Origin of the sequence: Amphibacillus sp. MSJ-3 (assembly GCF_018919165.1) — a bacterium.
In the GTDB taxonomy this organism is placed as follows: Bacteria; Bacillota; Bacilli; order Bacillales; family Amphibacillaceae; genus Amphibacillus.
In genome coordinates this window covers 20,305-41,051 of sequence record NZ_JAHLQM010000005.1, presented here as the reverse complement: position 1 = coordinate 41,051, position 20,747 = coordinate 20,305, and the positions used below count along the sequence as shown (strand labels likewise).

The 20,747-nt window shown below is 36.6% G+C and carries 16 protein-coding genes and 1 riboswitch; of the genes, 2 read left to right on the top strand and 14 right to left on the bottom strand.

Features of this window, described 5'->3' with window-relative positions; all coding sequences use genetic code 11:
- Positions 1–221: 221 nt before the first annotated feature.
- Positions 222–1,124, top strand: a complete 903-nt coding sequence (locus tag KQI76_RS02725; protein ID WP_216398771.1) for an ArsR/SmtB family transcription factor — start codon at positions 222–224, stop codon at positions 1,122–1,124.
- 253 nt (positions 1,125–1,377) lie between these two features.
- Here KQI76_RS02725 and KQI76_RS02720 read toward each other — a convergent pair whose 3' ends face one another.
- From KQI76_RS02720 to KQI76_RS02660, 13 genes are all read right to left on the bottom strand, one after another.
- Entirely contained in the window at positions 1,378–2,235 is an 858-nt protein-coding gene (locus KQI76_RS02720) for an aldose epimerase family protein (protein WP_216398770.1), read from the bottom strand.
- Positions 2,236–2,708: 473 nt separating this feature from the next.
- Entirely contained in the window at positions 2,709–3,521 is an 813-nt protein-coding gene (locus KQI76_RS02715) for a MetQ/NlpA family ABC transporter substrate-binding protein (protein ID WP_216398769.1), read from the bottom strand.
- 2 nt (positions 3,522–3,523) lie between these two features.
- Positions 3,524–4,552 carry a uroporphyrinogen decarboxylase family protein gene (locus tag KQI76_RS02710; RefSeq protein ID WP_216398768.1) on the bottom strand — a complete coding sequence of 343 codons (1,029 nt, stop codon included), beginning with the start codon at positions 4,550–4,552 and terminating at the stop codon, positions 3,524–3,526.
- A 121-nt stretch (positions 4,553–4,673) separates the two neighbouring features.
- Positions 4,674–5,333 (bottom strand): methionine ABC transporter permease, encoded by a 660-nt coding sequence (locus KQI76_RS02705; RefSeq protein ID WP_216398767.1) that lies wholly within the window; start codon positions 5,331–5,333, stop codon positions 4,674–4,676.
- Complete coding sequence (locus tag KQI76_RS02700; protein WP_216398815.1) at positions 5,333–6,352, bottom strand: methionine ABC transporter ATP-binding protein; 1,020 nt, start codon at positions 6,350–6,352, stop codon at positions 5,333–5,335. The genes KQI76_RS02705 and KQI76_RS02700 overlap by 1 nt, the downstream gene beginning before the upstream one ends.
- A gap of 270 nt (positions 6,353–6,622) precedes the next feature.
- Positions 6,623–7,720: a 5-methyltetrahydropteroyltriglutamate--homocysteine S-methyltransferase gene (locus tag KQI76_RS02695; RefSeq protein WP_216398766.1), complete on the bottom strand. Its 1,098-nt coding sequence runs from the start codon at positions 7,718–7,720 to the stop codon at positions 6,623–6,625.
- Between the two features lie 18 nt (positions 7,721–7,738).
- Positions 7,739–8,839, bottom strand: a complete 1,101-nt coding sequence (locus tag KQI76_RS02690) for an aminotransferase class I/II-fold pyridoxal phosphate-dependent enzyme (protein ID WP_216398765.1) — start codon at positions 8,837–8,839, stop codon at positions 7,739–7,741.
- Between the two features lie 251 nt (positions 8,840–9,090).
- Positions 9,091–9,198: riboswitch (SAM riboswitch) on the bottom strand.
- A 350-nt stretch (positions 9,199–9,548) separates the two neighbouring features.
- Positions 9,549–11,048, bottom strand: coding sequence for a tagaturonate epimerase family protein (locus tag KQI76_RS02685; RefSeq protein ID WP_253288770.1), 1,500 nt, complete (start codon positions 11,046–11,048; stop codon positions 9,549–9,551).
- Positions 11,049–11,212: 164 nt separating this feature from the next.
- On the bottom strand, positions 11,213–12,508 hold the full coding sequence (locus KQI76_RS02680; RefSeq protein WP_216398764.1) for a Gfo/Idh/MocA family oxidoreductase: 1,296 nt from the start codon (positions 12,506–12,508) through the stop codon (positions 11,213–11,215).
- Between the two features lie 528 nt (positions 12,509–13,036).
- Positions 13,037–14,035: a dienelactone hydrolase family protein gene (locus KQI76_RS02675; protein ID WP_216398763.1), complete on the bottom strand. Its 999-nt coding sequence runs from the start codon at positions 14,033–14,035 to the stop codon at positions 13,037–13,039.
- A gap of 41 nt (positions 14,036–14,076) precedes the next feature.
- Positions 14,077–15,552: a gluconokinase gene (locus tag KQI76_RS02670; protein WP_216398762.1), complete on the bottom strand. Its 1,476-nt coding sequence runs from the start codon at positions 15,550–15,552 to the stop codon at positions 14,077–14,079.
- Positions 15,553–15,713: 161 nt separating this feature from the next.
- Entirely contained in the window at positions 15,714–16,484 is a 771-nt protein-coding gene (locus KQI76_RS02665; protein ID WP_216398761.1) for an SDR family oxidoreductase, read from the bottom strand.
- 26 nt (positions 16,485–16,510) lie between these two features.
- Positions 16,511–17,773, bottom strand: coding sequence for a nickel pincer cofactor-dependent isomerase, group 22 (locus KQI76_RS02660; protein WP_216398760.1), 1,263 nt, complete (start codon positions 17,771–17,773; stop codon positions 16,511–16,513).
- 668 nt (positions 17,774–18,441) lie between these two features.
- Between KQI76_RS02660 and KQI76_RS02655 the strand changes: the two genes are divergently transcribed.
- On the top strand, positions 18,442–19,611 hold the full coding sequence (locus tag KQI76_RS02655) for an ROK family transcriptional regulator (protein ID WP_216398759.1): 1,170 nt from the start codon (positions 18,442–18,444) through the stop codon (positions 19,609–19,611).
- Positions 19,612–19,825: 214 nt separating this feature from the next.
- Here the strand turns inward: KQI76_RS02655 and KQI76_RS02650 are convergent, their stop codons facing one another.
- Positions 19,826–20,575: a GTP pyrophosphokinase gene (locus tag KQI76_RS02650; protein WP_253288769.1), complete on the bottom strand. Its 750-nt coding sequence runs from the start codon at positions 20,573–20,575 to the stop codon at positions 19,826–19,828.
- Positions 20,576–20,747: the final 172 nt, after the last annotated feature.

Genomic DNA, 20,747 nt, shown 5'->3' with positions numbered 1-20,747 from the left:
TAAGATAACCCTATAAAAAGAATCGATTGTTGATCTGTCACTTATAAATATATACGTATATGTAAACGATGTCAATAACATATAAGTAATTTACACCTTTTATTTTGCATTCACTTAACCTTTTTGTTAATCTTATAGATGAATTAAGTTTTTATTTCAATTTGATTAAAACAAAAACATTTACTATCACCTACAATTTAACTAGTTAAGGAGGAAAAAACATGCAATTAGGAATTGACCTTGATTCATTGCCAGTTTATCAAGCTCTTGCCAGTGATGTAAGACTTAAAATGATTCAACTACTTTCAAAGAAGACCTATAATTTAAAAGAATTATCTGAAGCTCTCAACCTAAGTAGCCCGATTGTAAAAAAGCACATTGAAAAATTAGAACAGGCTGGAATTTTAAGAACTGAGAAGGTACCAGGCAAGTCAGGAGTCCAGCGGATTTCTATCTTACTCGTCGACCATATCGAAATTTCCTTCCCTAAAAAAATACAACTTGCCTTTGCCTCCTATGAAATATCCGTACCAATTGGACATTACACTGATTTCTCGATTGTCCCTACCTGCGGATTAGCATCAGATAAAGATTTTATCGGTCCAGTCGACCAACCAAAGTACTTCTTAGCACCAGAACGTATTTCTGCGGAAATTCTTTGGTTTACCCAAGGGTTTATCGAATACAAAATATTTAATCACTTAGAAAAGGATCATCAATTGAAGCAAATTGATATTAGTTTTGAAATCTCATCAGAATTTCCCTTTTCGAATTCTGTCTGGCCATCAGATATTAGTTTTTCATTAAATCATGTAGAATTAGGTACTTGGCAAAGTCCTGGTGATTTTGCTGATACAAGAGGAAAACTCACCCCAAAATGGTGGCCTGATAAAATTAATCAATATGGTTTACTTAAAACTTTGCGAATTACCTCCCATGGCACCTATATGGATGGTGATCATCTTTCGGATATAACCATTGCTGATCTATCTACAGCTCATGATAGTTGGATATTTAGAATTGAAGTTAAAGAGGATGCTGAACATGTTGGTGGAGTTACCTTATTTGGGAAGAAGTTCGGTAATCATCCGCAAGATATTATTTTTAAAACCTATTATATATAAGAAAATGAGTCCCTACCCTGATGGAGGTTTTTCATCCCTCACTAAGAAATCGAGCTTTTATTAACCTTTATCGATCCTTCTTGAACGACTCCCCTCATTTCTAACAAAATTTGAAGGGGGATCTTCTAGCCAAAATCAGATGAATTTTAATCTCTCTTAAATAATTAAGACAAGACTGAGGATTAGTTGGAGAAGATATTAAAAAAATCCAAAGCAATCATTTGCTTTGGATTTAACTTGTAAATTTTTTTATTTAAATATTTTGAAAACTAACCCATGTTTCAAATGCTTGACCTGGTTCAACAATAATTAGCTCTTCTTGTCGGGTTAACGCTCCTGATTTTGCTGTCCATGGTTCTATACAGACAAATTTCTTATCCTGCTCGGTCCACAAAACAGTATAACGAAAATCTTTGGCCATATTCATATGTAAATCAACATCATCAATTTTCGCATGAATATCAGTACGTCTATTTTCTAATACAACGGATTCGTGCAATTTTTCTAAATCAATTTCCCCAGTAAAATCCTTGATCTTATGGTCATTATAATCATAATAAGTGTCCACACCTGTGTCAATTGAAATAACCTTTGACTCAGCCTTGAAATAAGGATGTAATCCTGGATAAATCGGCATTTTCTTATTGCCAACATTACGATAGGTTTGATAAATAAAGAGTTGATCATCTTTTAGTGTATAAGTAAAAATAACTTCAAAATCAAAAGGGTAGACTTCTTTTGTTCCAATACTACTTTCAAACAAAATAGAAATAAATGCTTTTTCCTCATCAGCACTAGTTTCAATTACTTCCCACGGATGAATACGAGCAAGTCCATGATTTGGCAATGAATACTGTTGATCTTCCCATTCATATTTCCCATCTTGTAGTTGTCCGGAAATCGGGAACAAAATCGGAATCCCACCACGGATATTTTGCTTACGATCATAAAAAGTATCATCATTTAAGTAAAGTTTCTCCCGGCCCCGAGTGCCATAACCAATAATAATACCGCCACGTTCAGGACAAACCGTTATCCATGACGTGCCATCTTCATTCTTAAGCTGATACATCTTGAACATTTGTTTCTCAAAGCTTTCAATTTTATACATTTGTTAGATATCCCCTTAATTCATATTATCTATCTCTTTCTATTAATGTGAACCTTTACTCAGCAGGGACTTTTCCCCATTGAGCGTTAGATGAACGAATTAGGCTTATACTAACTATTGATCCCTGTTTATCATCCAATGGTTTCACTTGAATGATTAAAGTGAGAGACTTATAGTTAGTTAATCTGCGATAAATATAGCACCTAAGCCTGACTTAGAGCTAATTTAAAGCACAATATCTACATTATACTAAAAATCGTCAACTTTGAATATCTTTTTTATACTTTTGTCGAAAAAGTTCACAAATTTTGTAAGCTTTATCTATATGAAAATTCCTACCTAAATAGGCCATCATCGATTTGATTTCAATTATCGTGACGACAATACAACAGGGCGAATACAGCTAGTAAATATAAAAAAGTGCAAAAAAATAACAGTAGCGAAGACAAAGCTATGCCACTGTTAGTATTAAATTACTGAGCATCCTGACTACCTGGTAGAATAAAGCCATCGTACTTCGTTTGACTTGTCATATATGCTTCAAATTCTGGAGATTCTATGGCTGCCTTTAGATCCTGTGCCCATTCTTCATCTAAATCTTCCTCGAGAATCGATACAATGATTCGATGTTCATCAGGAGTATCTTCGATTGCTAAACCATCAGCAATACGCATACCAGCATCTGCAATGTAATTTCCATTGATAATCCCAAAATCAACATCCTCTAATGAAACAAGAATTTGTGCTGGATCTAAAACGACGAATTCAAGATCATAGTCTCCTGCTGAAACACTAGATAAATTAAAATCTACCGTTCCAGCATCATCTGCAATTGTCACCCAACCAAGTTCCTCTAAAATTCTAACCGCCCGCTCTTGATTAACGGGGTCATTTGGTAGTGCAATTGTTGAGCCGTCCTCAACAGCATCTAATGAATCATGGCGTACAGAATGTAATGACTGTGGTGCACTAGGCGAATATGTTAGAGCTGTCATATTAATACCTAATTCCTCATTAATTGCCTCCATATATGCTGTACTCTGGAAAATGCTAACATCAATCGCCCCTTCCGCCATCGCTGGATTGACTTGCATATTCTGCGAAAACACTTTTATTTCAACTTCATAGCCTTGTTCTTCTAAGATAGGAACAATTCCTTCACGAAACTGTTCTTCATAAGTTCCAACCCCAAATCCTGCAACAATTTTATCCGACGTTTGTTCATTCTCACAAGCCGTAAAAATTGCTAAACTCCCAAGTAAAAATAACACGATAATTCTTTTCATCACTATTCCCCTCTCAATCTTTCCATACCTTCCTTTAATGCTGTTAGCGTCTCAACCGTAGCTTGTGGTGAGACAGCACAATTAGGCGCTAAAAGAAATGGCTCATCTGCTATCTTGGATAAGGATGCTTTTACTTGTTCCTTCAACGGTTCAGCATCTCTTGTTGCAAACAAATCATGATCAATACCAGCAACTTTGACTTTATCCAGTTTTACAGTGAGATCGGGGTTCCCTTCTGCATTTGGATCCCAACTAATCCCCTCAACTGGGTAATCATTGAACCGCTCTGGATCAGCATATGGACCACATGTGTGTAATAACCGTCCGCCTTTTTTCATTGCTGATAAGACGATTTCGTCGTATGGCCGCGAAAACTCATTAAATTGTTCTAATGAAAACAGTTTAGGGTGGGCTGTACCAGTCGTTGCATAAAACAAACCATCTGCACCAACAACGTCAAGAGCCTTGACATAATCCTTTAGCGTTAAAGCAATGGCATGAAGAGCTCTATGAACATCGCTACGATAATGTCTGAATAATAATTGAAGATCAATTGGATTGTCGGCTCCATACATTTTCTGATCTACATATGCTTGGTTTCCCGTTAAGAATAATAGCACTGTTAATGGTGAAAATACTGTTTGAAGTAGTGGAGTATCAGGTAAATCTAGTCGAATTCGTTGTACCACTTCTAGTTGTTCTAATAATGGAGCAGAGTCTTCCCATGCCACTTCCTTTATCTGACTTAAGTCACCTGGTGCTTTAACAACTGCTTCTACTTGCCGAGGAAAAACCCATTGATAATCTGAAAAATCATACCGGTTACCAAATACCTCCGCTAAATAAGTTGCTCGTGGATTAATCTTGACCCAATCCCAATCATATTGATTAACAAAAGATAGGGTTGCTTCAGCCAAATCACTCGCAGTCTGCTCTTTAGTTAAAAAATGATGCCAGACACTTACTAATGGACGATCGGCTTGATCGCCAGTTAAAGTTTTAATCAAGCGTTCTCTCTTCGTTAATCCCATCCTCATAACCTCCGATTCTTTTTTTAAAAATACCATTACCAAAAAATACATAAAGAGATCTAGTGAATCTTCACTCAGTTAGATCCACTGAGCAACAGATAAAGTGAAACTTCAGCCAGCTTTACCGATGGCGGACAATGCGTGCAAGCCGATTGCCAGTTGATTGAATGACTTGCACAATAATCACTAATAGAATCACTGTTGAAATCATCGCAAAGCTATCAAACCGTTGATAACCATAAACAATAGCGATATCGCCAATTCCCCCGCCACCCACTGTACCAGCCATTGCAGTCGCACCGATCAAGGTAATCGTTGCTGTGGTCAATGATAAGATCAATGAGCTAAAAGCTTCTGGTAATATAAAGTATCTAATCATTTGTAGCGGGGTGGCTCCCATTGATTCAGCTGCCTCAATAATGCCCGGGCCAACTTCAAGAAGTGAATTTTCAACAAGTCGCGCAATAAATGGTGTAATATAAATAATCAGTGGAATAATTGCTGCATTTGTTCCTATCGATGTACCAATAATCATTCTAGTAAAAGGAATAATGGCGACCATTAGGATAATAAAAGGAATTGAACGGACCATATTAATGATTGGATTTAATAGTGTATAAATAATTGGGATTGGGATAATCCCGTCTTTCTTCGTAACGACAATAACAATTCCAATCATTGAACCTAATAAGGTTCCAATCAATAACGACATCCCGACCATATATAATGTATCCTGGATACCCTCCGCAAATTGCTCTAAGGTTAAATTTGTTTCAAACATTATACCGACACCTCCTGGTACCTCACACCCTGCGAATCTAAAAAGTCTAAGGCAGCTGCTTTATCCTTTGCTTCTCCTTGAATATCAACATACCAAATCGCTAAAGTTGTCTCCTGAATTTCGGTCATATTTGTAAAGACTGTACTAACAGTTAAATTGAATTTTTGTATTAATAGTGCTAATAGTGGTTGGGTTGCATGATCACCGACCATTTCTAATTTCGTTAAAGTTGTAATGCCGGACTTATCTAGATTTGCCTTGATATTTCTTGGAATATCTGTTCTAACAACTGTTTGAACAAAGTCTTGTGTCGTTGGATGTTTCGGATCACCAAAGACATCAAGCACAGTCCCCTCTTCTATTATTTTGCCATTTTCCATTACAGCAACCCGATTGCAAATGCTTTGAATGACAGACATCTCATGTGTAATCAAAAGGATGGTAATCCCATACTCACGATTAATTCGCTTTAATAAGTTCAAAATAGATTGTGTTGTTTGTGGGTCTAGGGCAGAGGTTGCTTCATCACAAAGTAATATTTTTGGATTTAATGCGAGCGCACGTGCAATACCAACACGTTGTTTTTGACCACCCGAAAGTTCATTCGGATAACTCATTACCTTATCGGACAAACCTACAAACTCAAGTAACTCTGTTACACGCCTTTTAATATCTTGTTTCGGAACTTTCGAGATAATTAGTGGCATCGCCACGTTTTGGTAAATCGTTTTTGATTCTAACAAGTTGAAATGTTGAAAAATCATCCCAATATCTTTTTTTATCTCTCGAAGTGCTTTAGATGATTGCTCTGTAAGAGAGCGTCCATCAACGATAATCTTTCCTTCTGTTGGTTGTTCTAAATAGTTGACTAAACGGACAAGAGTGCTTTTCCCCGCACCACTATATCCAATGACACCAAAAATATCCCCTTGTTCAACTTTTAAGTCGATTCCTTTTAATGCTTGAATTGATTTGCTTCTTTTTTGATATGTTTTATGAATATTTCTCAATTCAATCATCATTGATCAGCCTTTCTGATATTACCTATAAATTAAATAGGAATAATAAGTTTAATATTCTATTAAAAATCAAAAAGGCTTAGGCCTTTTTGATTCTTAATTTGCGCTAAAGTAACCCTTCATCCAGAGGAGTTTCTTTCCCCACTGAGTGTTGGATAAAGTGAAACTTCAATCAGTGGGGGTTGGGCCTACAGGACCTAGGTTATGCAGAAGTTACCAGATGACATGGTGGGATCTAACCGTCCATTAAATCATAGCCAAATGATTGGACTAATCTCCCCAAACTTCTTTAGCGATCTTAACAACATGTTCTAGTTTATTCCATTGGTCTTCTTCTGTGATTAAATTCCCATGATGTGTCGATGCAAAGCCACATTGTGGACTTAAACATAACTGATCTAAGGGGACATACTTCGCTGCTTCGGCAATTCTCGCTTTGATCAAGTCCGGATCTTCTAACTCAGCATGTTTTGAGGTAATTAATCCAAGGACAACTTTAGCACCGCCTTTTGGAATATGGGCCAAGGGTTCAAAATCACCCGAACGATCGTCATCATATTCTAGAAAGAAGCCATCAACTTTTTCTTTAGCAAAAACAGTTGGTGCAATTAATTGATAACTTCCTTGAAAAGCATAAGTAGACTGATAGTTTCCGCGACAAATATGAGTTGTCACGATTAAATCTTCTGGTTTTCCTTCTAATACAGCATTGATCACACGTACAGCTAAATCAATTAAATAATCGCGCTTGTATGGACCACTATCAAAATCATTATCTGGTGAAGTTAATACAGCTAAATACACATCATCAATTTGTAAGTAACGAACACCAGCATCATAAAAAGCTTGAATGGCATCTCGGTAAGCTTGAATAATATCCTTGGCATAAGATTCATAGTCAGGATAAATATCTGAATTAATTATATCAACATGGAAGAGTTGATTTGGACTTGGAATTGTTTGCTTCGCAATCGCACGCCCATTAACAATCTTATTAAATTCCTTAAAGTCATCAATAAAGGGATGATCTGGATTGAATGATATTTTGCCTATATTTCGAACATCATAAGGTTCTGTTTCAACACCTTCAAAAAAGTAGCCATGTTCAGGAACATATCCTTCAAAGCCATTTAAGTTCTCTAAAAAGTCAATATGCCACCAATCACGGCGGAATTCACCATCTGTCACGACATCTAAACCAAGTTCAATTTGTTTATCAACAATACGGGTCACTTCTTCAATCTCAATTTTCTTTAATTCACTTCGCTCAATCTTTCCTTCTTTATAATCACGACGAGCCTTTTTTAATCGCTCTGGTCTTAATAAACTCCCTACATGGTCTGCATGAAAAGGCGCTTGAATTGTCATTAACAATCTCCTACTTTCTTATTTTAATTTTGCAAAACTCGTTTTAAGATCTGTAATTAAATCCTCTACAGCTTCAATCCCGACTGAAAATCGCAATAATGTATCATCAATACCTAGTGCTAATCTTTCAGCTTCAGGAATATCAGCATGTGTTTGTGTAGTCGGAAAAGTAATAAAACTCTCAACCCCACCTAAACTCTCAGCAAAACTAATGAGCTTGAGCTCTTGTAAAAATGGTTTTACCCAATTTTTATCTTTTAACCGAAAGGAGAGCATACCACCCTTTCCTGGATAAAAAACTTGACCTACACATGGATGATTTGATAAAAACTTAACTAAAGTCTGAGCATTTTCTTGTTGCTGTTTAATACGAACCGGTAAAGTTTTCATCCCCCTCATCAACAACCAGGCATCGAATGGTGATAGGGTCGCTCCAATATTATTATGCAGTTCGGCTAGTTTTTCTGCGATACTCTCAGATTTCACAATCGTCAATCCTGCCAACACATCATTATGACCACCTAAATACTTTGTCGCGCTATGCACAACAATATCTGCACCTAGAGCCAATGGTTGCTGTAAATAAGGTGTATAAAAAGTATTATCAACAATTAATAAAAGACCATTTTCCTCCGTGATCTTGCTAACTGCCTCAATATCGATTTCGGTTAACAAAGGATTTGTCGGCGTTTCAAGTAGGATTGCCTTTGTTTCCGTCCGGATAGCTGCACTTACATCTGATAGATGATCGAAATCCAGATAGCTAATTTCTAAATCATATTGTTGTTCAAAATGTTCAAGTAAACGATAGGTTCCACCATAAAGATGGTTTGCTACAATTAAGTGATCACCAGACTTAAACAATGAAAAAACTAACTGAAGCGCAGCTAATCCTGAGCTACAAGCAAAGCCAGCTACACCACCTTCCAATTCAGCGATTGCTTCCTCCAGTATTAGTCGTGTTGGATTTTTTGTTCGAGTATAGTCAAACCCTGTTGACTCTCCCAACGTTTGATGGCGATAAGCTGTCGACATGTGAATCGGAGCACTCACCGCCCCCGTCTCTACATCCACTCGATTACCTAACTGTGTCAAAATCGTCTCCTGTTTAAAGCTCATCACTTCACCTCCTTCAATAAACTTCATTCTTTTTTAAAAAATACAGTAAATTGGCTAAAATAACTTTCCGCTCAGCGGGGGATTTCCCACCCCATCATGTTAGCTGAGCAACTTGCGCTATTACTAGGCTATTCATCTCCATTAACCATCCGCTCGTTTCCCTTATAAGATTGAAGTAAGGGACTTGCATTCAATCAATCCATATTAAAAAAAGACCTTCTAAGAAGAAAGTCTTTTAATTAAAAACATTCTTCTCATCTTCTAGGCAGTTGCCTATTTGGAATTAGCACCGTTCCCCAATAACTAAGGTGGTTGCTGAGACGTCATCGGGCCAATCCCTCTGTCTCTCTGGATAAGAAATCGCATTATTAGATTGTTGATTAAACTGAATTACCGAAAAATAGCTTAAAAATAGCTTATGCTATTTTCTCAAAAAAAGCAAGACCTTTTTTGAAAATATTCAGAATTCATTTATTTTTATGTTAATTATGACGATTAACAATAAGCTTAAGCTCACGCACGAGGACATCCACAATAAATGTTAGATGAAGGAATCTAATCTTGACCGACAGCCCCCACTTATCATCCTTAACTTTTCACGAGATGTTGAAATAGGGGCTCATCGGCCAAGTGCGGTGATTTAACCACTAGCTATGGCGACTTTTAAGCCTAAGCGAATACCTAACATGACTCAGTTGTTAGTCAAATTTTATCTTAGACCAAGTTTGTCAATATGACGACCGATATGTTTCATAAGTGCTGCTGTATATTCTTCTTCATGATCATAAAGTGTTTTATAAAACTGATCTTTAAAAGTAAATTGATCTTGGTCATTTTTATCAGTCAAAATCAAACCATATGTGACGTGGAATAATTGTCGGGCCGCATCATTATTCATATAATCCGGAAGTTCGGAATCAGTAACCTTATCAAGCGGTTTTATGCTAGCTAAATCTGGTGTAACATGATAGTATTTCAAGGCTTTTTCAAAGTTTTCTAATGCGAAAGTATGCATATCTCGATAGAGTGGCGGATTCGTTTTAGCAATCACTCGAACCGCTTCAAGCCAATTGGTTCCAGCCGTTTTAATATGAAGAACACCCTTCGTATATTTCCCTATGATTGGAAATACTTTGAATTTATCACTTCCTGAGTGAATGCTTAATTTATAACCAAAGTGTTCTGAAATCAAAGCATGCTCCCTTAATTCATGTTCAAATTGTTCAATATCCCCAATATAGTCAATTCCTTTTTGAAATTCACCACAAAAGCGGGGAGCAAGGCTATTGACTTGAACACCTCTATCAATTAATTCATTTGCAACAAAAAAGTGAGCAGTTGGAGATGTGACGGTTTCGGTTTCATCAATTGATATTTCAAAATCTATTGCACGCTCTTCTTTATTAATATATTCCTTAAACACATGTGTCGTAAAAACAATTGCTTCATCATAAAGCAGGACATTTCTCATTAGAGAGAGACGATCAAACGTTAGGGTAAGTCCATTCACTTGAAATGTTTTATTCAAATAACGTTCTTGGTAATAATCTCTAGTCCGTTTTGGAAGCTCCTCGTACTCTACCTCTATCTTTTCGGCGGTTGCTTCTTCTATTGTTTTATCTATTTGATCTGAACAATCTAACGTTATCATTGAAACACCAAGTGAAAGTGCATCTTTTATATCAGACTCTTCTTTTATATGGTCACCATCTGCACCATATCCTCCTTCATATCCTGTTTGAAAGACTGCAAAGGCGGCTGCATCTAAGATATCCTCCATTGTTCGATTAGTAAGATTCAATTCACGGATACTTTGTTGAGCCAGAATAGGTTTCATTTTACTCTTTCTTACGGTTTCAATATGTCCTGGTGATGCTAACCCTAGACGGTCACCTAATCCAATTGTTGCTGTTTTCGTTCCAAATGCACGAGGTTTAGTATAATCAAAATAACGGTTCAAAACGAGACGATTTTCGTGGGTAAGTGGACACTTTTTCCCTCTATCAACGATTTGATCACCGACCAATTCATCATATAATAAGCCTGTTCCTGTTGCTAGAATATACTTCTCATTCCCCACCTTCACCATTAATAAATGAACATTCTCATAGTTTTTGTATGACTTTTCATAAACTTTTACATGAGTTGTTGATTCGGCTACTTCTCCTTGAGCTAACATTTCAATAATCGGTAATAATGTCATCGTCATTTCAACCCTTTCTAAAATTTATTGTAGATTAACTAACTATAAGTCCCTCACTAAGTGAAGGTTTACTTTATCATCCAAACAATGAAAACAGATATTAAAAATCGAGAACTTATAGCAATTTAATCAAACAGCTTAATTGAAATTAACACCATCTCATTCATTCTTCATTTCACTTTATTAAAATCTATTAAATGATCAACTTTGACTGGTTGACCTGTCTGAAGGGAAAGATTACCGGCAATTCCTGTTAATATAGAGGTAGCACCATCGATATGTGATGCTGCCCGATTAAATTCATCTTCTTCCGGCAGACCAAATAAATCTTGTAATAAAAGCGGATCGCCTCCGCCGTGTCCACCTTCTCCTTCGACAATTTCCACTTCATAGGGCTCACCAAACATAGGAAGAACACGAACCGACTTTTCAGCTAATTTCCCTTCATCACTCTTTGAGCCACCGGAGTTAATATATGAGTGTTCACGAACTTGAACCTCAATTCGCCCCTTACTCCCGTTAAAAGAAACGATAAACCCTTCCCATGGCAAATAAGCGTTTAGGGAATAAGTAAGAATGGCTTTATTTTTATAAGTGACCATTACACCTAAAGTATCCTCAATGTTAATCCCATCCCCAAACACACTTTGATCTCGTTGGTAGCCATCTTCTTTCTCTGCATCCAAATACATTGCTTTTAAATGCGGATTATCTGCTAACTGAATTGCGAACGGATCAGTTTCTGCTTGCTTGCTTCCATGGGCGCGTTGATAGAACTTCGTTTCACCTCGAGCTTCTGCATTTTCTCTACCATAAAAACGTAATCCACCAGTTGCGTAAACCGTGTCTGGTGATGTATCAAGCCAAAAGTTAACTAAATCAAAATGATGGGTTGACTTATGAACAAGGAGACCACCACTATTGGCTTTATTTCGATGCCATCTTCGGAAATAATCAGCACCGTGTTGTGTATCTAGTGCCCATTCAAAATTAACAGAATAGACCTCTCCTATCACTCCATCCCGAATCAATTCCCTAATCTTAGTGTTGTGAGGTGCATAACGATAATTAAATGTAACTCGAACCTGATTTCCTGTTCGGTTTATAGCATCTATTATCGCTTGTGTTTTTTCAGCATCAGTTGTCATCGGTTTTTCAGTAATGACATCACAACCTAATTCAAGTGCTCTAATAATATATTTATGATGTGTTCGATCAACAGTTGTCACAATCACGATATCTGGTTTTTCCTTTGCAATCATTTGATCGAATTCATTAGCTAAATAAGTATTGATCTTAGCATGATGATACTTTTCTTCTAACAATTGATTAGCATAATTCATTCTCGTCTGATTAATATCACAGAAAGCAACTAAGCGACTCGTTTCTTTAAAGTCTCTAACCAGTGCCCCATAAAAAAACTCTGCTCTTCCCCCTGTACCTACAAGTACATATTTCTTTTGCACTCCACCATCAACTCCCAATCTATGTATTTTTTGGAGAAATAACTAAATATCTTTCTAATCTTAAATCTTACAATTTTGTAAACCCTTTCATTTTATCTATCAAATAAAAAGGAATAATAAGATCGGACCATCACCGATTATCGATATTAATCCGATTAAGCGAATGTTAAACATCCAATCTTAGTGTACTAGATCGGTATAATCACGTCCATAATCATCTCTAGTGATTGTTACTTTTATGCTAAAATCTAAGTTATTGATACCAATCTTTGAATATGATTATCATCTAATTGATCATATTTTGCCAACGAACAACTAGAGGTGGCTTCACTCAGAAAGGCGCTTTCCCAGCTAATTCTTAAATAAACGAATCTGACTTTTACTAACTGTTGCCCCCACGCCTATCATCCGGTCGGTTACCTTATATGATTGAAAGGTAGCCTATAGTCGATTGATCTGTTCCAGGTTCAATTCATTAAGACTATATCGTTCGGCATTTACCCATCATATTTCATCAAGCATCCTCCATTATGTGAGTTGGTTTATGATCCAATCAAATGATTTTTGACCATTTATTTCATGTCCACCAGGGAAGATATGTGCATCGAGCATAGACTCAGCATTAAAGCTTCGATAAATAGTAGTTAGCCTTTCAATGGCATAATGGACATATTCGACCGGGAAAAGATGGTCTTCAGTGCCAGCCTCAATAAAAAGTGGCCTTGGAGCAATTAAACCAAGCCATTCAGGCATCTCAGCTTCATTTAAAATACCCGGGATATAATTATCCAAACAGTGTCGTCTAGCCATGATACTCGTTTTAAAAGTATTGGTGTAACCACTGATCACAGTTGCACGTATCCGTTGATCAAGGGCAGAGGTAAAACCTGCTACTAGCCCACCACCGGAAATCCCCATACAAGCAATCTTCTCCTGATCTACTTCTGTTAAAGTCTCGATAAAATCAAGCACCCTTTTGCATTCATGGACTCTAAGACCGGCTAATGTTTTTCCTACTAAAAGAAGTTGACTAGCAATCATATAACAAGAATTGTCGGTTGGTTTGCCAATTCCTTGATCTACCTTTCTCTTTCGATCACCAAAACCGACTAATTCAGGAACAAGGACAACAGTTCCTCTCTTCACCAGTTCAATCGCAAAATTCTTATGATATTCTCCACCATCAATCCTTGTACCATCATGATTTAATCCTACTAAAGCCTTGTTCCCATAACCATGACCATGGATAGCCAAAACAGCAGGCTTCTTTTTCTTAGGTTCATGGTTAGGGATTAATACATAGACTGGCATTTTTAAATGTTTGACTGTCGAAATCACAACACCTAATCGGGTATAACTATCAAGTTCTACTCTTTCAATAATTTCTGGATTCAAGGGTTGATCCTGACCTGAGAAATCACCCAATAATTCCTCAAATTTAACTAAAAGTTGATTTTGGTCTTTTTGTTCTTGATTCGCAATTGCCTCTTGGTACAAATAGTCTAAATACGCATCAGGTGAAAACATTCCTTCCTCCTTATGATTCATTTGACTTACTTTAAATATGGTTAGTCAAAAAATACGTTAAGGCTTTTGGCAAGTTTTAGATACTTCTTAAATAAATGATGATATTTTTGATGGTTTTCCATATTCGGTTGAACTACTTTTTCATGTGGCAAACTGCTTTTTATTTCTGAAAAACCCTCAACTTTGCCAATCCCCACTAAAGCCGTCCAAGCAGCTCCCCAGGCAGCATTATGATGTGTGTCAGATAAATAAATACTTTGCCCAAAGATATCTGCCATAATTTGTGTCCATAATTTTGATTTTGATAAACCACCATTTACTGTGATTTTCTTAGCTGGACCAGCTATTGTTTCTAATGATTGACTGATTTGAAATAAGTTATATGAAATACCTTCTAGGACTGCACGAACAAGATGTCCTTTCCTATGGTTCACACTAAGTCCATAGAAATTCCCTTTAGCCCGTCCGTCCCAGACTGGTGCTCGCTCTCCATTTATATAGGGCACAAATAGAAGACCGTCAGCTCCCAGTTCGATATTGTCCGCTAACAATAAGAGCTCATCATATGTCCCTTCAAAGTCAATCAAATCCTTTAGCCACTGAAGCGCAATCCCACCATTATTTGTTGGACCACCAACTATTGAAGTATCCTTGGTAAATGCATAAGTGAAAGTCTCCATTGCCTTATTTATTGGTGCCCCTTTGACAAATTGCCGAACTGCCCCACTTGTTCCAACAGAGATATTGACCTCACCTGGATTAATCGCACCGCTACCTAGATTTGCAAGTTGACCATCCGCTGCCCCAATAACAAATGGGGTTTCTGGCAATAAGTTCATTTGATCAGCAATCTCTATATTTAAACCTGTTAAAATTTCTGTCGGTGGGACTATTTTGGAGAGTTGTTCTTCATTAATACCTGCTAATTCTAATGCTGATTTCTCCCACTTTAAATCATTTACATTAAAAAAACCAGTTGCCGATGCCATCGAATAATCGATCACCCGAACCCCAAACCACTTTTGTATTAAATATTCTTTCATCGACATAAAGTAGCGGGCATTCAAATAAGCTCGTGCTTGTTCTTCTTTTAACCATAGTAATTTGAGTAACGGGGTCATCGGATGAATGGGTGTACCTGTTTTAAGATACATAGCCCTTCCGTCTTCCGTTAAATATTTTTCTGCTATATGACTGCTTCGTTTATCTGACCATATCATCATCGGTGATATGGGTTGTAAGTCTTGATCGAAACAAATAAGCGAATGCATCGCTGCGGAAATTCCTACTGTAAGAATTTCTTCAGTTCTTGCTTGTGCTTTGGCCATTGCATTTTTAATGACAAAGATTGCAGCTTCTTCAATGTCTTTAGGATTTTGTTCGGCCCAAGTCGGATGTGGATAATTGGTTGTAATTAATTCTTCGGCCTCCGCAATTAGCTGGCCATCGCATTTAAATACAACCGCCTTTACACTCGTTGTACCTATATCAAGTCCAATGACTAATTCTCTAGACATAATGATTCCCCTCTATTCCCTGAAAAGTCACTTTAGAAAATCTACCGGAAGACCTCTTTTGGTCCTGCATAATCAACCCGAAATATTGAGATATTCCTAGTTAATAAAAAGACTAGTGTCCTTTTACATGGATTCAATGACCAATCAATTAATCTGTATCATCAAATCGTCATACTCAAGTAACCACCATCCACACGTAAAAAACTACCTGTCACAAATCCGGAAGCTTTATCTGATGCCAGGTAAATAGCAGCACCTTTTAGCTCTTCAGGTTTACCAAACCGCTTCATAGGCGTGTGTGCCATGATCGATTCAATTCGCGAGTCATCCATAATTTTACGGTTTTGTTCCGCCGGGAAAAAGCCTGGAATGATCGCATTTACCCGAATCCCATGAGGGGCAAATTCTCTTGCTAAAAATTGGGTGATACTATTAATTCCAGCTTTTGATGCCGAATAGGTAAAAACTTTTGATAAAGGAATATCAGAAGAAGCAGATGAAATATTAATAATACTTCCTTTCCGCCCTTGATCAATCATTTTTTTCGCAAAGTGTTGGATTGTAAAGACTGTTCCCTTCAAATTTACATCCATAATATCATCCCACTCTTCTAAATCAAGCTCAAAAAACGGTGTACTGCTGTTTTTACCAGCTGCATTCAGAAGAATATCCCATCCAGAAGCCCATGCTTCAATCTCGTCAGCAACTCTTTTAATCGTCTCTAAATCGCTTACATCTGCTTGAAAGGCTTTAGCGATACCCCCATTTTCAGTAATATCCTCTGCAACTTGTGTAGCCGTAACTATATTTCGTCCCACAACAGCTACTTTGGCCCCTTGTTCCGCTAATCCCTTGGCCATTGTTGATCCGAGAGTACTATTACCACCTATAGCAACAGCAACCTTTCCACTTAAGTCAAATAAATTCCCCATATCACACAGTTCCTCCTAAATAATTTCTATTTTAGATTTCCTTCTTTATTAAAGGTAAGTTCATATAAATCAGAAACTTGTTCCATATTCGGGTGTTCCCTGACTACTTTTAATAAACTTTCAGATACTTCAATTTCACCAACATGAAGGGTGTCTTTAATACGAACCATTTTCACTTGATTAAAATCTAAAATATTACATGTTTTAATCGCTGCTTGAATTGCTGTTTTATCACTTGGCATTGCAGTTGAAATATGCGTTGGTCCCACTACAGTTGATGTTAAGCCATTTGCGTAGGTTGCTTCTCGATCCATTTTGTCTACAAGTCGTTGAGTTGTAAAATCTGCCGTTCCAACACCGTTTGCATTTCCTTCTGTTTCCTTTGTTAAATCCAATACAGCCATTTTGGTGACTTCAGGTCCTCCATGTGCATAAGGTGTCGGGTAGCGCCCTGTAATATTCGGGTCCATTCCATCACCACTAATGTTCTTACCGATCTGATCAATAATTAACACATCAATTTGGTCAAGATAAATTTTAGGTAATAGTTCCTTAGCTAGCTTCTGTAAGTCCGGCTCTTTTTCTTCAATTTCCTCAGCTTTTAATACCGTCAATTGGGCTACTTTATCAAAAGCATTTTCAACAGTGGCAATTGCAAATAAAATCGGTTTTTTCGCAATCGCTACCTTAGCCATCGCCGGAACATGTTCTGCCATATGTTTAAAGCCAAGTTGATGGCAAGCTTCAGCTCCCTTTTGCTTTCCTAATCCAATACTAATCATCTTCATGATTCCGCTTTCTACTTTCCCCCGAAAAGCGGTGTGAGGTTTCACTCGGTTAATAACCACAATCCCGTCTGCTTCTGATGCGAATTTATCCATATAAATAGGTAAGCCATTCTCTAGTTCGCCTAACTTAACAACTTCCATAGATGAACGGATTTCCGCACCCACAGATTCCTCGGTCACACCTAAATGTGCGAGTACAGCTGCTTGACCAGGTCCTGTTGCTCCACCATGACTCCCCATACTCGGTACAATAAATGGTTTTGCACCTAAATTCTTCAAAAAGCTTACTGTCTCTCGTGTTATTTCAACTAGGGCATCTGTCCCTCTACTGCCAACCGCGATTGCGATTTCACTTCCAGGCTCAACTCGATCCTTTACCCCTTCTAATTCCTCCCGTATTGTCGTAACAACATCTTCTAACTTTGAAGAATCAAAAGTTTGTTTCACCTTTGCCATTTTTGGAATCGGTATATCCTGAACTAACTTTTCAAGAATACTCATCTTTATTCCTCCTCTACATATTTGGCTATTGATCACCCTAAATCATTTGATAGCAGAGAATCATTATTTATCCCCTTCTATCGTGATTTCAGTGATCAAACCTTATTTTTAAATACCTTATATTGTTTTGCTTTTCATAACTATGTTTTATAATTAAATATTACTTATATAGTTTGTTTGCCAAACAAACTATATCTATATATTATATGTAAAGCGTTGATCTTTCAAGACTAACGCTTTACTTTTTATCAAAACTAAAGTTATCCTTGTGAAATCATTAAACGAATGGTCTTTTTTTATAGTATAATGTAAAATAAAATGAAACTTTACTCAGTGAAAGTCAACAGTCCGTTAATTGCGCTGAAGTTCCTCACTGTGTTAGTCTATAAACAACTATGCCCAATGACAGTATTTTCGATGAACGGGTAAGTGCAAATATCTTCAGAAAGCAGGTAAGCACAGCCCAGTCAAAAAACTAGTCTTAACGTCTAACTGATCTACATTTTCTAGGCCTCACGGGAAGCATCGCCCTATAGTCGAAATCACTGGTGCTTTCTCTAACTTGATTGTTAATTCTTTATACTTAGTTACTTTACTATGGAACTCATTTAATTACATAGTCATTAAATTTGGACATTAAATAAAATTCTATTCAAAGGGGGATACAAATGGTTACAGGTGATAGCTCTTATATTAAAAAGTTTAATCGAAACATTATTTTACAAAGAATCGTCGAACATGGTTCAATATCGAGAGCTGATTTATCAAAGATCACTGGCTTAAACAAGGCAACGATCTCTGTACAAGTTGCTGATTTACTTGATAGCGAGTTAATTTATGAGACACAACAAGAGCATACTTCTGTCGGACGTAGACCAATCTTACTCTCACTTAATCAAAAGGCAGGCTATGTACTTGGAGTCGATCTTGATTATAAAAAAATTCAGTATACAATTTCAGATTTACTCGGTAATCCAATCATGAACGAAGACATTAAATTTGACACAGATGATTACCATGCCATTCTTCAACTCCTTATTAAACAGATTAATTTATATAAAGAAAAGTGTCCAGATAGTCATTATGGACTCGTTGGCGTAGTCATTGGGATTCACGGCACCGTAAACAAAGATGATCAATCCGTTTTATTTGTTCCAAAGTATCAATGGCACAATAAAGATTTAAAAAATGATTTATTAAAAGAAATTGATTTACCTATATTAATTGAAAACAATGCTAATTTATCAACTTATGCAGAGCGTGTCTTCTATCATCATGATTGTAACAATCTGCTGACATTGATCATCTCCTCAGGTATGGGAGCAGGAATCATGATTGATGGCGAACTACAGCGGGGCTATCATGGTTATGCAGGTGAAATGGGGCATATGATCGTTGTTCCTGACGGTGAATCATGCACCTGTGGTAACAAAGGGTGCTGGGAACTATATTCCACTGAACCTAGCTTATTTAAGAAAATAGCCATTCACCAAGGTCAAGATCTTTCATATCAGAAGATTAAACAATTGATTAAAGAACAAGATAAAAATACCTTGGCAGATATCGAACAATTTATTAAATATCTATCAATTGGAATAAATAATATTATCAACATATTCAATCCTGAAACACTTGTATTAACGAGTGAAGTGCTAACGATGTATCCCAATGCAATCGAGAAGATTGAAATGAATCTGCATTCCTCTGTTAGTCAATATAATAAAATTGTTCTATCTAAGTTCCATAACCGTTCCTGTGTCATGGGAGCCTGTGCTTTAGCCATTCAAACATTTTTAGAAATTCCAAAGCTTACCCTAAATCCACCAGAAGAAAAGTAAATCTTTATTTAAGGATGAGTTTCTACTCAATACTAAATGAAATAATCAAGCCTTTACCGGTCCTAACCCAACAAATACTTCGTCTTATGTTATTGGGAAGGAAATTACGGCGACTTCAGCAGAGGAAAACAACCAACAGTTTTAGGCATAGCCCTTGTTACTGCTTTGCAACTAACAAGGACTATGCCTGTTTTTGTTAAAATAAGATTAATTTCTAGATCCAATTAACCCGGTTTAATTGATCTAAAAAATTGGTTGGTAAATGAAATTGTTCACCATCTAACTCAAGTACTTCTAATTCATTTTCTGCTTGATTATTTGCTTTAATCACATTCATTTCAGTGTGAAGAGCTTCCATTTTCTTATCTAATTGATGGGCAACAGTTGCTGCTTCCGTTAATTCTAATTTAATATGATTAGGAATATCTTTATTGTATTTATAATATATTTTATGTTCAAGTGTCGCCCAAAAGTCCATTGCAATTGTGCGAATTTGAACTTCTACCAACACCTCTTCTTCTCGATCAGACATAAAAACAGGCACGGCAATAATTAAGTGTAAACTGCGATAACCATTTCCCTTTGGGTTTTTTATATAGTCTTTTTCTTCGATAATTTTAATATCACGGTGTTTTTGCAACATATCACGTAAGACATAAATATCTGTTTCAAATGAACAGGTAATTCTTAAACCCGCAATATCACGGATATTTTCTCGAATCCCTTCAATTGTAAATGGACAATTCTTTTTATGTACCTTACGCATAATACTTTCGGGTGATTTGATTCTAGAGGTTACATGCTCAATCGGATTATAATCATGGATATGTTTAAATTCACTTTTTAATGTATCAATTTTTGTTTTCATTTGATCAAGAGCAAATCTATAGCCCATAAAAAAACGCATTAATTCTGTTTTCACTTCTTTTAATTCCGTAGGATTAATCTTCATTTGTTCTTTCATAGTGAAACTCCTTTGATCAATTTAATTCGATTTCATTTTAACATAATCATAATCCATAGGCTAAAGAAAAGGTCATCTTGATCTAATTAAATCGTCTTATTTCAAGTTGAACTCCTCCATATTTTTGCAGCACTTATTCGTTTATAAAGCTCTAATCTATTGCGACTCAACA

What these genes read in the sequence shown, in the direction of transcription:
- KQI76_RS02650 (WP_253288769.1), bottom strand. Translation starts at nt 20,575, where the DNA reads ATGAAAGAACAAATGAAGATTAATCCTACGGAATTAAAAGAAGTGAAA.
- KQI76_RS02700 (WP_216398815.1), bottom strand. Translation starts at nt 6,352, where the DNA reads ATGATTGAATTGAGAAATATTCATAAAACATATCAAAAAAGAAGCAAA.
- KQI76_RS02655 (WP_216398759.1), top strand. Translation starts at nt 18,442, where the DNA reads ATGGTTACAGGTGATAGCTCTTATATTAAAAAGTTTAATCGAAACATT.
- KQI76_RS02660 (WP_216398760.1), bottom strand. Translation starts at nt 17,773, where the DNA reads ATGAGTATTCTTGAAAAGTTAGTTCAGGATATACCGATTCCAAAAATG.
- KQI76_RS02715 (WP_216398769.1), bottom strand. Translation starts at nt 3,521, where the DNA reads ATGAAAAGAATTATCGTGTTATTTTTACTTGGGAGTTTAGCAATTTTT.
- KQI76_RS02725 (WP_216398771.1), top strand. Translation starts at nt 222, where the DNA reads ATGCAATTAGGAATTGACCTTGATTCATTGCCAGTTTATCAAGCTCTT.
- KQI76_RS02690 (WP_216398765.1), bottom strand. Translation starts at nt 8,839, where the DNA reads ATGAGCTTTAAACAGGAGACGATTTTGACACAGTTAGGTAATCGAGTG.
- KQI76_RS02720 (WP_216398770.1), bottom strand. Translation starts at nt 2,235, where the DNA reads ATGTATAAAATTGAAAGCTTTGAGAAACAAATGTTCAAGATGTATCAG.
- KQI76_RS02705 (WP_216398767.1), bottom strand. Translation starts at nt 5,333, where the DNA reads ATGTTTGAAACAAATTTAACCTTAGAGCAATTTGCGGAGGGTATCCAG.
- KQI76_RS02665 (WP_216398761.1), bottom strand. Translation starts at nt 16,484, where the DNA reads ATGGGGAATTTATTTGACTTAAGTGGAAAGGTTGCTGTTGCTATAGGT.
- KQI76_RS02675 (WP_216398763.1), bottom strand. Translation starts at nt 14,035, where the DNA reads ATGTTTTCACCTGATGCGTATTTAGACTATTTGTACCAAGAGGCAATT.
- KQI76_RS02710 (WP_216398768.1), bottom strand. Translation starts at nt 4,552, where the DNA reads ATGGGATTAACGAAGAGAGAACGCTTGATTAAAACTTTAACTGGCGAT.
- KQI76_RS02695 (WP_216398766.1), bottom strand. Translation starts at nt 7,720, where the DNA reads ATGACAATTCAAGCGCCTTTTCATGCAGACCATGTAGGGAGTTTATTA.
- KQI76_RS02670 (WP_216398762.1), bottom strand. Translation starts at nt 15,552, where the DNA reads ATGTCTAGAGAATTAGTCATTGGACTTGATATAGGTACAACGAGTGTA.
- KQI76_RS02685 (WP_253288770.1), bottom strand. Translation starts at nt 11,048, where the DNA reads ATGACGATGACATTATTACCGATTATTGAAATGTTAGCTCAAGGAGAA.